The sequence below is a fragment of the Acinetobacter sp. YH12072 genome (assembly GCF_013419565.1).
Classification (GTDB): Bacteria; Pseudomonadota; Gammaproteobacteria; order Pseudomonadales; family Moraxellaceae; genus Acinetobacter.
This window is the reverse complement of record NZ_VOZV01000049.1, coordinates 1-13,778: the sequence shown is the minus strand read 5'-3', so window position 1 is coordinate 13,778 and position 13,778 is coordinate 1. Positions and strand designations below refer to the sequence as shown.

11 protein-coding genes and 2 pseudogenes are annotated in these 13,778 nt (G+C 39.4%); 4 read left to right on the top strand and 9 right to left on the bottom strand.

Annotated features, from left to right (window positions below; all coding sequences use genetic code 11):
* Positions 1-160: 160 nt before the first annotated feature.
* A pseudogene (locus FTU19_RS14815) lies at positions 161-454 on the top strand (IS5/IS1182 family transposase); the annotation flags it as partial.
* A 131-nt stretch (positions 455-585) separates the two neighbouring features.
* Here the strand turns inward: FTU19_RS14815 and FTU19_RS14810 are convergent.
* From FTU19_RS14810 to cadR, 7 genes are all read right to left on the bottom strand, one after another.
* Complete coding sequence (locus tag FTU19_RS14810) at positions 586-777, bottom strand: hypothetical protein (RefSeq protein ID WP_004812236.1); 192 nt, start codon at positions 775-777, stop codon at positions 586-588.
* 203 nt (positions 778-980) lie between these two features.
* Entirely contained in the window at positions 981-1,880 is a 900-nt protein-coding gene (locus FTU19_RS14805) for a cation diffusion facilitator family transporter (protein ID WP_004733183.1), read from the bottom strand.
* A gap of 86 nt (positions 1,881-1,966) precedes the next feature.
* Positions 1,967-5,125 carry an efflux RND transporter permease subunit gene (locus FTU19_RS14800; RefSeq protein ID WP_166139607.1) on the bottom strand — a complete coding sequence of 1,053 codons (3,159 nt, stop codon included), beginning with the start codon at positions 5,123-5,125 and terminating at the stop codon, positions 1,967-1,969.
* Positions 5,115-6,350 (bottom strand): efflux RND transporter periplasmic adaptor subunit, encoded by a 1,236-nt coding sequence (locus FTU19_RS14795; protein ID WP_180131772.1) that lies wholly within the window; start codon positions 6,348-6,350, stop codon positions 5,115-5,117. The genes FTU19_RS14800 and FTU19_RS14795 overlap by 11 nt, the downstream gene beginning before the upstream one ends.
* A 1-nt stretch (position 6,351) precedes the next feature.
* On the bottom strand, positions 6,352-7,719 hold the full coding sequence (locus FTU19_RS14790) for a TolC family protein (RefSeq protein WP_004281854.1): 1,368 nt from the start codon (positions 7,717-7,719) through the stop codon (positions 6,352-6,354).
* Between the two features lie 49 nt (positions 7,720-7,768).
* Positions 7,769-8,179: a hypothetical protein gene (locus tag FTU19_RS14785; RefSeq protein ID WP_004733191.1), complete on the bottom strand. Its 411-nt coding sequence runs from the start codon at positions 8,177-8,179 to the stop codon at positions 7,769-7,771.
* 142 nt (positions 8,180-8,321) lie between these two features.
* Positions 8,322-8,714, bottom strand: coding sequence for a Cd(II)/Pb(II)-responsive transcriptional regulator (cadR, locus tag FTU19_RS14780; protein WP_004281856.1), 393 nt, complete (start codon positions 8,712-8,714; stop codon positions 8,322-8,324).
* Between the two features lie 90 nt (positions 8,715-8,804).
* Between cadR and FTU19_RS14775 the strand changes: the two genes are divergently transcribed.
* The 3 genes from FTU19_RS14775 to FTU19_RS14765 are packed head-to-tail and all read left to right on the top strand — an operon-like array spanning position 8,805 to position 12,176.
* Positions 8,805-10,085 carry a cation transporter gene (locus tag FTU19_RS14775; RefSeq protein ID WP_010117221.1) on the top strand — a complete coding sequence of 427 codons (1,281 nt, stop codon included), beginning with the start codon at positions 8,805-8,807 and terminating at the stop codon, positions 10,083-10,085.
* 11 nt (positions 10,086-10,096) lie between these two features.
* Complete coding sequence (locus tag FTU19_RS14770) at positions 10,097-10,357, top strand: FeoA family protein (protein ID WP_004281857.1); 261 nt, start codon at positions 10,097-10,099, stop codon at positions 10,355-10,357.
* A complete protein-coding gene (locus FTU19_RS14765; protein WP_131274712.1) occupies positions 10,347-12,176 on the top strand; it encodes a ferrous iron transporter B in 1,830 nt (609 codons plus the stop codon). The genes FTU19_RS14770 and FTU19_RS14765 overlap by 11 nt, the downstream gene beginning before the upstream one ends.
* Before the next feature lie 121 nt (positions 12,177-12,297).
* On the opposite strand, the gene FTU19_RS14760 is transcribed toward FTU19_RS14765, so the two are convergent.
* Complete coding sequence (locus FTU19_RS14760; protein ID WP_368856420.1) at positions 12,298-13,077, bottom strand: arsenic resistance protein; 780 nt, start codon at positions 13,075-13,077, stop codon at positions 12,298-12,300.
* A 186-nt stretch (positions 13,078-13,263) separates the two neighbouring features.
* Positions 13,264-13,653: pseudogene (locus FTU19_RS14755) on the bottom strand (recombinase family protein); the annotation flags it as partial.
* Between the last annotated feature and the right edge of the window lie 125 nt (positions 13,654-13,778).

The following is a 13,778-nucleotide window of genomic DNA, read 5'->3' as shown; positions in this document are numbered from 1 at the left end:
AATACCAGCGCACAGCCCAAAGAATGATTTCGCCCTGAAAATGCCGACCATGGAAAGGATTCATATGCTGCACCTTTAGCTAAAACAGTCTTCAGCTTACCATTCGTGGTTATTTGCAACAGTGCCCTTCAGCTTACCATTCGTGGTTATTTGCAACAGTGCCGTAATTCCACCCAGGAAGAATGCCAAGCCCTGGAAAGATTCTAAAATCAGTTCAATAGAACGAAATGAGTTACTTCAAACGGTTAAGCATTTAGGCAGAACCCTATGGAAAAAATGGTCGGGCTATCACCGTCGCAGTTTGGTGGAAACCAAGATGCATTGCATCAAATTATTAGGAGATAAGCTGACGGCAAGACATTTTCAAAGTCAGGTCAATGAAGTTCATGCGCGTGTGGCAGTTCTGAATAGATTTACGGAATTAGGTAGACCTCACACCCAAGTTGTCACTTAAATTTGAATGGATTGGGGAAAACTCAGCTTTTGAATGTTTATGCAACAAAGCCGGTTTTAGTTATAAACTTATTCATTCAGGAATTATATTGCTGAATGAATAAGTCTAATTGATTTATTTATGCAACCCAACTATTCATTTGATTCATTTGATTCATTTGATTCATTATTTTTAACTTGTTTTTGTTTAGAATTTTCAACTTTAGAAGCTTTTAAATTCTTTTCAAGAAATAACAAGCCGCCATCTGCATAACTAAAACTTGCGATACTAAAGAATGCACTAATTAACAGTAATTTAGTACAAAATTTATTTTTGAATAGCATGTTTATTTACTCTCATTTAATACTTGTTAGATATTCTAACTTTAAAGAATTAACACCCAGAGGACTCATAAATTACATTCTTGTAATTTTAAAATGTCTCAGGATGGTGTTTAAAGTGCGTGTGATAAATAGAAGTGTAATACAGGAAAATGGTAAGGTTTATCAGCCTAGTCATCTGTCCATTATGTAGAAAGAGCAGCACTTTAATGTTTATGCTGTTCCAATGTATTACATTCCTTACTTTCTATTTGTAACGTAATTTCAGTAATATTATGATTATGTTTTAGAACTTCTAAGGCCTTTTGATAGAGTTGATCTGTATTGCTATTCGGAGCAACCAAATGAGCAGTTAAATGAATATTTTTTGAGGATATAGCCCAGACTTTCAACTGATGAATCCCTTCAACGCCCTCTAGCTTCAATAAATCATTTCTTAACGACTCAATATCAATCTCATCAGGAACTCCTTCAAGCAGAATATTAATACTTTGTTTTAATAAAATCCAAGTTCGAGGTAAGACCCAGAAGCCAATTAACACAGCGATTACGGTATCAACCCACATCCACTGGGTAAAATAAATAACTATTCCTCCGATAATCACGCCTATCGATCCTAGAGCATCACTAAGAACTTCTAAATATGCACCTTTTATATTTAGACTTCCTTCAGCACTAGCAGAAAGGATTTTCATTGAAATCAAATTTACGACCAAACCAATGACCGCGACAATCATCATTTCAACACTTTGAATTTCAGCAGGGTTCGTAAAACGTTGATAAGCTTCATATACAATATATATTGCTACCACAAAAAGCATCACCGCATTAAACAGAGCCGCTAAAATTTCAAATCGCTGATAGCCAAAAGTTCTTTTATCATCTGCGGCTTTTTTACCAATTTTGATAGCGGCAAGAGCAATAGCTAAAGCGGCTACATCAGTAAACATATGAGCTGCATCAGATAACAAAGCCAAACTTTGGGTAATAAAAGCAGCGACAACTTCTACTATTAAAAAAGTAGTCGTTAAACCTAAGGCAACCATTAACTTCTTACTATTTTCTTCAGTAACAACCGCATGGCTATGATCATGATGTTCTGACATAAAATATTTTCCTTATTCTATTTATGATGAGCAGAGATATTGGATAACAGCCAATATCTCTGCTGTAAATCGACTAATCTATTGGATTAAGAAACTTTCTTTTCATTCATCCAGCGGTACAGTACGGGCAATAAAACCAATGTAAGCAGGGTAGAGGAGATAATTCCTCCAATAACCACTGTTGCTAAAGGTCTCTGTACTTCTGCCCCAGTTCCGGTTGCCAAAGCCATCGGGACAAACCCAAGGGACGCCACACAAGCGGTCATCAGCACAGGTCTAAGACGCAAAATTGCACCCTGCCACGTTGCATAATAAAGGTCATATTGCTGTCGCAACTCTTTGATAAAGGTGAGCATGACTAAGCCATTCAGTACAGCCACCCCCGATAGTGCAATGAAGCCAACCCCTGCTGACATGGATAATGGAATGTCACGCAACCACAACGCGATTAAGCCTCCACATAAGGCAAACGGGACACCACTAAAGACCAGTAAGCTTTCTTTGATATTATGGAATACAGCCATCAATAAAATAAAGATCGTCAACAATGCGAGCGGAACCACCAATTGCATACGCGCTTTTGCAGACATCAGATTTTGAAATTGACCGCCATAATCTATCCAATAACCGCTTGGTAATTCCTGTTTGGATAACGTGCTCTGAAGTTCTGTTACGAATGAGCCTAAATCGCGTCCTTCTACATTTGCAGTAATAACCACCCGACGTTTACCATTTTCACGGCTGACCTGATTAATACCCAGGATATTTTCAACGCGTGCAACATCTTGCAGTTGGACTAAACCACCATTTGGCAATTGAACAGGAAGTAGCGCTAACTGCTCGGGACTACGCTGGGATTCATCTAGACGGATAACAAAATCAAAACGCTTGTCTCCCTGTAGAATGGTTCCAACATTTTGACCACCGACACTTGTCGCCACCAGATCCTGAATTGCTCTTACCGACAAGCCGTATTGTGCTGCTCTGGACTTATCAACTTCTACATTCAACAAGGGTAAGCCGCTGGTTTGCTCTACATTAACGGCTGTCGCGCCTGAAATTGATTTAATTTTCTGAGAAATCTTATTCGCTTCACGATTCAGAATTTCCATATCATCGCCAAATAACTTGACACCCACATCACTTCGCACCCCTGAAATTAACTCGTTAAAACGCAGTTCAATGGGTTGCGAGAACTCACTGTTATTTCCCGGCAATGTCGCTAAGAAAGTAATCATTCTTTGGCGAAGCTCATCAATCGTTTGTTTTGGATCAGGCCATTCATCATGAGGTTTTAACAGTACCACGCCATCTGAAATGTTGGGTGGCATGACATCTGTGGCCACTTCTGCTGTACCGGTACGGGCAAAGATTGCTTTAATTTCAGGAAATTCTTTCAACAGTAACTTTTCAGTATTTTCCTGCATTCTCAGTGACTGTTCTAACCCTGTACTTGGGGAACGCATTTGCTGAACAGCAAAATCACCTTCACCCAGTTGAGGTGCAAACTCGCTACCTGTTTGAGTAGCTAGCACACCCGTAAGCACTAAAATACAGGCAGCCACAATAGTCACAAATAAACGAAGCTCATAGGCTCTATCTAAAAGCAATTCATATTTAGTTTTAAGCCAATGCATCCAGCGACTTTCGGTTTCCTTGACTTCTCCAGTGACAAATAGGGCAACTGCGGCTGGCACAAAAGTGACAGATAAAATCATGGCCCCAATTAAAGCCAGTACAACCGTCATTGCCATAGGATGGAAAAGTTTGGCTTCTACACCCGTCAGGGTAAAGATAGGTAGATAAACTACCAAAATAATTAACTGTCCAAAGATGAGAGGACGACGCGCCTGTTTTGCAGCCAAGAAGACTTCTTTAAATCTTTCAGAACGGCTAAGTAAACCACCTTTCAGCTTCTGAGCTTCTGCTAGCCGACGGATACAGTTTTCTACAATAACCACTGCACCATCAATAATAATACCGAAGTCCAGTGCCCCTAAACTCATCAGATTTGCACTAATCTTCTGCTCTGCCATTCCCGTCAAGGTAAACAGCATTGACAGTGGAATAACGCAAGCCGTGATCAGCGCAGCACGGAAATTACCTAGAAAGAGAAATAAAATAACAATGACGAGGATTGCACCCTCAATCAAATTTTTCTGAACGGTTTTGATCGCCCGATCAACCAAATGCGTACGGTCATACACAGTCTCAATCACCACACCTTTAGGTAGCGATTGCTGGATCGATTGCACCTTTTCATCAATGGCTTGAGCAACGGTACGGCTATTTTCTCCCATCATCATCATGGCAATACCCAATACAGTTTCTTCACCATTATAGGTTGCAGCCCCTGTTCTTAAGTCATGACCAATTGAGACATTGGCGACATCTGCCACCCGAATAGGATAGCCGTTTTTATTGGTAATACTGATGTTCTGGATATCTTCAATCGTGTTTAAAGTGCCGGGAACACGAACCGTTAGCTGTTGTCCATTTTTCTCAATATAGCCAGCACCACGGTTTTCATTATTCTCTGTTAAGGCAGTTTGTAAATCAGACAAAGGAATTTGCAATTGTTGCAATCGGTTCAGATCAGGGGCAACCACATAGGTTTTATTAAAGCCACCGATACTGTTGATCTCCGCAACGCCTTTTACGCGCTGTAATTGCGGTCTTACAATCCAATCCTGAATTTCACGTAAATCCATCGCCGAATAAGGGGTTCCATCCGGCTTTTTAGCATTTGGTTCGGCTTTAATCACCCATTGATAGATTTCACCTAAACCTGTCGAAATAGGCGACATGTTAGGTTGCACATCTTCAGGCATTTCTCCCATTGCTTCTTGCAAGCGCTGGTTGATAAGCTGTCTGGCCCAGTAAATATCCGTGCCATCTTCAAAAATGATGGTCACTTGCGATAAGCCGTAGCGTGAAATAGAACGGGTTTGTTCCATTTTCGGCATGCCTGACATGGCATTCTCGATTGGATATGTAATCCGCTGTTCCATTTCTAAAGCCGTAAAACCATTGGCTGAAGTGTTAATCTGCACCTGAGTATTGGTAATATCTGGTACAGCATCAATCGGTAACTTTTGATAACTATAAATACCAATAGCAATCCAAGCCGCAATAAACAGCATGACCCAGATTGCGTTATGGATAGAAAACTGGATCAGTCGATCAAACAGTCCTTCAGGTTTTACCGATTCGTGGTCTGGAATTTGAGGAGTTTCAGTGCTCATGTGAAGCCTCTCCTTTTTCCAGCTCGGATTTCAGTAAAAAACTGCCTTGAGCGGCATATTTTTGTCCCTGCCTAAGCCCACTCACCACTTCAATCCATTGGCTCTCCCCAGATGATTGCCCTAATTTCACAGGTTGCGGACTGAATTCAACTTTTTGTCCATGCTGAGTGGCGACAAAAACCACATCTTTTCCATCGACATTCTGAACTGCGGACTTAAGTACCCGTAATGCGGTACTTTCACTCCGTTGTTGCAACTGTACGTTCACCATCAAGTTTGGACGTAATTCGGTTGCATTCGATTCAACTTTTGCTCGCACCTGAAGACGACCTGTTTGAATATCCGCTTCAGTATTTAAAGTCTGAATAACAGCTTGATAAACCTTTTCTGTTTGCAAGGATTTAAATTCGATCTTTTGATTCGGGGCTAAGCCCATAATTTCAGAATTTGGAACAATAAACTCAAGCCAGAGTTGATCTAACCGGTCTATCGTAAAGAGTTGATCGGCTAACTGAACATTTTCCCCGAGAACCAAATCCTTTTTACTGATCACGCCAGAAATGGGAGCTTTCAAAATATAGCGTCCGTTACTGGCATTCACTGCACCAAATGCACTTAAACGTGATTGGGCCGCTTGAACCTGAATTTGTGCCCGTTTATAGCTGTTATAAGCACGTTGATAGTCCTGTTTTGCTGAAATGCCCTGTGACCAAAGCTGACGCTCACGATCATAGTCTTGTTTCGCCAGTTCAAGGTTGGTTTGTTCAATTTTAAGATTGGCCTGCTGATCAACTAGATCAGGAACAAGCAACGCAGCCAAAGGCTGTCCTTTCTGAACTTTTTGACCGAGTTCTACATAGACATTTTCTACATGACCACTAAAACTCGGTGAGACGTGCGCTTGCTGATCCGTATTCACATTGAGTTTGGCAGGATAAGAACTTAATTTAACCACCGGGCCTTGATCGACCGCTGATAATTGTATGCCCTGTTCCACCAGTTGCTTGGCAGTCAGGCTCACACCTTCTGCATGCTCTTCGGTTTCACCGCCATGTTCTTCTCCGCTTTCTTCCTCTGCATGTTCATCTGATGTTTCCGATTTATTCTTACCAGTTAAGATCAAAAAAATACTGAGGAGTACGGTAGCGCCGATAACCAAACTAATCAGTAGAGGTTGAGAGATTTTTCCGCTCTGTTTTTTTAAGCTGTTTTTAAGATCGAACATGTTAATTTCCCCCACCAATGACAGGCATGGCCTGTATGTCTTGCCATAAGTTTTGATTGATTTGTGCAATAGCATCTTTCGACATGACTTCACTTGGGCTAATGCCTAAGCTCAAACTTTCTGCTTCAATGGCCTTTTGCCAGCCATCCCGTAACAACTGGACTTTACGCAGACGGATGTCTTGTAATTGAAGCGTGGCTTGCTGAACATCGGTTAAAGCAAACTTGCCTGCCAAGAAACCTTGTAGCGTCTTACTTTGAACTTGAGTCGCCAAAGGAATTTGAGTCTCGTCAACGACTTTGAATTGCAGCTCTAAACCCTGCAACTCGGTTAAAATTGTGCCTATTTGCAGCGCATTTTGCTTCAGATAAAACTCTTTCTGACGCTCTAATAAGTTCATTTTTTCTTGCGCGATTTTTATGCCATTTTGCTGACGATCGAAAATATTAAGCGGTACACTGACTCCGACTACTAATTGATTTTGTGTGGAGTTTTCCAAGGATTGGGTGCGGTTGACACCTAGGTTTAAAGTGGGGTTAGGACGTGCCTTTGCCCTTAGTTGATCAACCGTTGCTTGAGACTCTAATACCAGTAAAGCTCGATATTTCTCAACGTAGTTTTCCGCTAAATATTCTTGAACCTGTTCATGAGTCGATTTTGGCCAGAGCTTTTGTGAAGAGAGGTTTACCTGCAATGACTTATCAGACGTACCCCATAAATTTGATAATTGTTGGGTGGCCACTTGTACCTGTAAGTCTGCCTGTCTAAAAAGACGGATATTTTCAGCATGGCTTAAACGTGCGCGATTTACATCTACTTGGGCAATACTGCCTGCATTAAAGCGCTTTTCGATTGCTTGAAGGTTTTCTTGGCTCACCCGAAGTTGTTCATTGACAATGTTTTTTTCAAGTTCAGCAATGGCCAGTTGTGACCATACATATTTCACTGCAAGCTCAATTTGTGCTTGATAAATCTTCTGTTTCAGCGCTGTTTTATCTGTAGAGAGACTGGCTAATTTTTGGTTTGCTCTTCGCTCACCAAAAATATCCAAGGGTTGTGATATGCCAATGGTAAGCTCTTTTTCATTATTTGAACCAAATCCCGTTTGTTCAACTGACAGTTCAGGATTTTTAAACAGCTTACTTTGCTGAAGATTCGTGGCATTAATGCTGTTTTGCGTTTCCCAGAAATTTTGGGACGCTTGATATTGGTTAACCTGCTCAATAGCTTGCTGCAGCGTTAAATCTTGAGTACTGGCGACTACGGAAGTACTGAAGCTGATCATTGCAGATAGCAAGATACCGCTACCTAAGGCTGACCAGGATAAATTCAGGATGGAGGTATCCTGATGTAATTTGTTTTTTGACATGAAAATGCCCCACGCATAATGAAATTAGGAGTGGTGGGCTTTTATAAGACTACCCCACCAATAGTAGGGGCAAATCGGGAGGCGGGGTTAATTGATCCAGATAAGGGGGTTTATAAAAAGTTATTCCCAAATAAGTTGGGGTAATGCCGGTCTCAAAATTAGCTTTAAGCTTCAGATCATCGGGTGGGTCAATCTGAATCACGATTGTATTTGAGAAATGACTGCACTTTTCGTTAAAACAAACCTTCTGACAATAGTCATAGATTTCTTTATAGTTTTCTAGGGAATAAAGTGCTTGACGAGGACTATCACTCTTTTCGTCTAAATCGATTGGATTAGAGAGTATTGAATTGGGTATGTTTGGCATTTCATGCAGACAAGCAGCCTCTGCCACACTCCAAATATTCTGGAATGTGAATAAGAGTACCAATATCTGGATTAGAAATGTTTTTCTCTTCATACACAAATCTGTATTTAAAACACCAATAAGAAGCTGTCCAGATCTATCAAAGATCTGATCACAGAATTTGAGTAACCTTAAACTTTTTGCAGCCTTAAGTAAAGATATACAGAATTTTTGAAAAAAGCATAGGTCTAGATAATCAAGCTAGATTTTTTAGAACTCCACATTGGTCAATTGTACATAAACCATCACAAGTACCTCTTAAATCAGATAATTGTTCAATAAGCTTTTGTTGCTTGATTATATTTTCTCTGATAGCACTGACATGTAAGTCAATTAATTCATTCACATCTGAACAATTTTTCTTGGGATTATCTTTATAGGTGAGTAATTGACGAATTTCATTCAAACTCATATTTAAAGTTCGGCAATTCAAAATAAACTTAATTCGCTCAACATAGCCTATATCGTAAAGGCGGTAATTTCCTTCCGTTCTTTCGGGTTCCGGAATTAAACCTTCCTTTTCATAAAACCTAATTGTTAATACTGAACATGAGGTTTTTTTAGAGAGTTCACCAATTTTTAAATGCATTGAGTTGGTATTTCCAAAAAATCTTGACTCTATAGTAACTATAGGGATTCTAATATTCAAAGTTTATAAATTTTTTTAATGGGTATAACTATGAGTGGCTGTGGATGTAGTAAAGAAACACCATGCGAAGATAAGAAATCTCAACAAGAAAATCATCCATCAATTGCAGAAGCAAGCAATTCAAAGAATTGTGATAATACGCCTAGCTGTTGTGGTGAAGAGGAAGAAGAAAAATCTTCATCTCCTTGCTGTAACACTTCAAACAGTTGTGAAGATACCGCTCAATCCTGTTGTGGTTCTGATCCCAAAGAAAATTTAAGCACTGAAGACGTTTTAAAAGATTCGCACTACATGAGTGAATACTTAGTTCCCAAAATGGATTGTTCTGCGGAAGAACAGATGGTTCGTATGGCGCTATCTTCAATTGATGGTGTTCAAAAACTCATCTTTGATTTACCTAACCGGTCTTTAAAGGTTCTACATAATCAAAAAGATGAAAATATAACTACCAAACTTGAAGCTTTGGGTTTTGGTGCAAAGCTTGTGAAGACTGAAACTTATATAAGCAATCAACAGGCTAAGCAAACAAGTACCTATACCATTCCTAAAATGGATTGCTCTGCTGAAGAGCAAATGGTCCGTATGGCTCTTGCAGATATTGAAGCAGTTAAAGGTCTTACTTTTGATCTTCCCAATCGAAAACTGAAAGTCTTCCATAATGAAGGGAGTCAGCAAATTACGGCCAAACTTGAAGGACTGGGTTTTGGGGCGAAACTTGATGAAACACAGCTTTCTTCAGGCGATATACCTAATGAACCTGATCCTGTGAGACAAGCTAAAGTACTTAAACTGTTATTAGGCATTAATGCTCTACTTTTCTTTATAGAATTCATCAGCGGAATTATTGCTGCGTCTACAGGATTGATTGCTGATTCTCTAGATATGTTTGCCGATGCAGCCGTTTATGGTATTGCGCTATATGCCGTCGGAAAAGCTGCGAAATATCAAGTGAAAGCAGCCCATTTCGCAGGTTGGATTCAGTTATTACTTGCTGTCATCGTGATTATTGATGTCATTAGACGATTCATGTTTGGAAGCGAGCCAGAATCAACGCTCATGATTGTTATTGGCCTGCTCGCACTTATAGCTAACGTGACATGCTTATATCTTATTTCTGGTCATCGAGAAGATGGCGCACATATGAAAGCCAGTTGGATTTTCTCGGCGAATGACGTTGTCGTAAATATGGGCGTTATATTTGCCGGTGTACTCGTGGCGTGGACGGGATCAGCTTACCCAGACTTAATCATTGGCATCCTGGTTTCTTTATTCGTGCTTAATGGTGCTCGAAAGATTTTGGCTTTGAAGTAAGAGTATCGAAAATGAATCTATTTCAAGTTAAACAAAATCAGATCGTCAAAATTAGAGATCTCAAAAAAGGTAATCAATACAGTCATACCACTGATCCCGTATTGGAACGGCTCCAACTATTAGGTTTTAGAGAGGGTGAAACTCTACAAGTACTCACTAAAGGTGTTTTTGGCGGAGATCCTGTTTTAGTTCAAATTGAAACTTCAAGATTCGCATTAAGAAAGAATGAAGCTGAAAGAATTTTTGTAGAGTTAGTATCCAATGAAGATTAAGAACATTGCATTAGTCGGTAATCCAAATTGCGGAAAAACCTCTTTATTTAATACGCTTACTGGTACGCGACAAAAAGTTGCCAACTATGCTGGGGTTACCGTAGAAAGAAAAGAAGGTTCTTTTAAATTACCTTCTGGTGATGCAATACGAGTATTGGACTTACCCGGAACTTACAGTTTAAAACCTAGTAGTTTAGATGAAGAAGTCACCAGGGCAGTTTGTTTGGGCGAGCTAAAAGGTGAAATTCTACCCGATATTTTTATATGCGTTGTAGATGCCACAAATTTAAGCTTACATTTGAGCTTGGTTCTCGAAGTTCGTGCTCTAAATCGCCCTATGATTCTTGTATTAAATATGATGGATGAGGTCAAAAAGCGTGGTATTTCCATTGATAAGGATAAACTGTCTCAACTGTTAGGTATCCCTGTAGTTGAAGCTGTCGCAGTTAAAACAAAAGGAATTCAAGATTTAATTAATCAATTAGATCAAAAAAATCTTTTTATTACTCCTTATCATTCTGAATTAAGTCATTTTGAACAGGTCAAACAAATCACCAAACAAGTTATTTTAAATAATGACAGTGGTGATAAAAGAACCGCATTTCTAGATAAAATTTTTCTACATCCTGTATTGGGTTTAGTAATCTTAACTTTAACCATGTTTGTGATGTTCCAGGCGGTATTTATATGGGCAACGCCTTTTATTGAATTCATTGAAAATTTTGTCGCATGGCTCAGTGATTTTATTGGACCACTAATCCAACATCCTCTATTAAAAAGCTTGGTTGTGGATGGGGTAATTGCTGGTGCAGGTAGCGTGCTTGCATATATGCCTCAGATTTTGATTTTATTCTTCTTCATTTTAATGCTTGAAGAGTCAGGCTATTTACCCCGGGCAGCATTTCTTTTAGATAAATTAATGTCTAAAGCCGGGCTTAGCGGCCGTTCATTTATTCCTCTGCTATCCAGTTTTGCTTGTGCGATTCCCGGAATTATGGCAACCAGAAGTATCAGCTCTGAACGGGACCGATTAGCAACAATTATGATTGCACCCTTGATGACCTGTTCAGCAAGATTGCCAGTATATGCTTTATTGATCGCGGCATTTATTCCGAACCAATTAATCTACGGCTGGTTAAGTCTGCAAGGATTAGTCCTTTTTGGTCTTTATATGTCGGGAATAGTCTCAGCGTTATTAGTTTCAGTGTTTCTGAAATTGGTTCGAAAAGATAAAACTGAAAGTATTTTTATTTTTGAACTTCCCACATACCGAATTCCAGATATTAGAAATATTGCATTAGGCTTATATGATAGGGCAACTATTTTCTTAAAACGAGTTGGTGGCATTATCGTCGCACTGTCTATCTTGTTATGGGTGCTAGTCACGTTCCCTCAACCACCAGATAATGCAAGCATGCCGGCCATTAACTATAGTTTAGCTGGTCAGTTAGGACATTTAATTCATCCTATATTTGCGCCTATTGGGTTTACATGGGAAATATGTATTGCACTCATTCCTGCTATGGCAGCAAGGGAAGTTGTAATTGCTGCTCTTGGGGTGATTTATGCGATGTCAGGTGATGAAGATACAGTAACTCAAAGTCTGTTAAGTCAAATTTCAGGCCCGGATGGATGGGGGTTAGCCACAGGTTTATCATTATTGGTATGGTTTATTTTTGCTCCACATTGTCTTGCCACGTTAGCAACAATTAGACGAGAAACAGGTAGCTGGAAACAGCCTGTCGTTATGGCAACTTATTTGTTTGCATTAGCCTACATCTTTTCATTCATCACCTATCAAGTTGCGAGTAAGTTTTAATTAGCAAATGAATAAAAGAGGGGGGGAGCTAGCTCCCCCCCCTTTATTAAATTACTCGATGTAAGCGTGGGCTTCTGAATACTTTTATCTAACTATAACAACTACTTAAATGTTTAAATCTCTAGGTTTTGAATAGTCGAGGTATCAGACGAATATAGATTGGTAAAAAGCATAGTTCAACGATAGTCTGAGTCAAGATTACAGCAGGAATTATGGGCATACTTCCCGGAATTGCAAAAGCTAATGGAAGAATAACAAATGAATTTCTATATGATGCTGAAAAGGACACAGCACTAGCAGAGCCAGATTCTAATCGAAAAATACGAGCAATTATCCAACCCACGAATGGAGCAATAATGGTAAAAGAAATATAAATTGGTAAAGCTTGAAGAGCTGCACTTTTTGCAAGCCCAATTTGAGGCATAACTGATGCTAGGACGATAAACAAAACTAGGGCTGTGGCAGGTACAGGAAATAAGTTTAGGCTTTCAGCCACTTTTTCTGCTTGTTCATTTCTATTCCCAATGAACTGAACTATAGCTGCCATTGCTAAGGGTGCAACAATGAACCATACAAACGCATGGACAAAAGGACCAATTTCAACAAGCTGAGCTACCTCTTCTCCGAGGAGTACACCAAGATAAATTGATAGTAAGATCATTTGGATAAGCAATAATACAGGTGTCATCGCAAGTAATAATCTTGCATTACCTTTCCCAACATGGGTGAAAGTAATCACATAATCAATACACGGTGCTAGTAGAACAAAAAGTACAGCTAAACGAATAAGTGGGTTTTCAGGTAAAAATTGTATTAGACCTGCCGTAATTAAAGGTAAGGCAATAAAGTTAGTAATAAGTAATGCAGAAATAAAACGTAAATTTTTTAATGCCTTGCCAATTTCTGCAATAGGTACTTGTAAAAAGTAGCAAATAACATTAATGCCAGTGCAGGGTTAATCAAACTTTCTAAAATCGTCGCTCCACTGATGGTTAATCCAAAAATAACTCCGATAAAGATGGTACAGAAGTAGATTTTGACTTGATTATCTTCAAGAAAATTTCGAATATTTTCCATTTTAATTGAGTTACTCACTTGCTTTTAAATAGCGGTATACCGCCTGGCGACTAATTCCAAATGCCTGGCCTAATGCCATTTTTGAAGGGTACTTTCCTTCCTTCCATTCTTGTCTTAAAGCTTCAGCCTGTTCAGGTTTCAATTTATGTACACGCCCTTTGTACTTTCCTTGAGCAGAGGCCAGTTTTATTCCTTCTTTTTGACGCTCTAAAATGATCTCACGTTCGAACTGTGCAAAAGCGCCCATCAATTGCAGCATCAAATTATCCATCGGGGTAGATTGAGCAGTGAAAGTAATATTTTCTTTTACGAACTGGATGGCAATTCCTCGTTTGACCAGTTTATCTACTTCAGTGACTAAATCTTTTAAGCTTCGAGCAAAACGATCCATGGAATGTACGGCACTGTTGCAAATAGAGATTTGAGTCGATGATGTTCCCTTTAAAAAGTACTTAGAGACCGAAAACCCTGTTGATTAGACACACTTCACCCTGAGGCTGACCATAATAAAATGACGATGCTTGT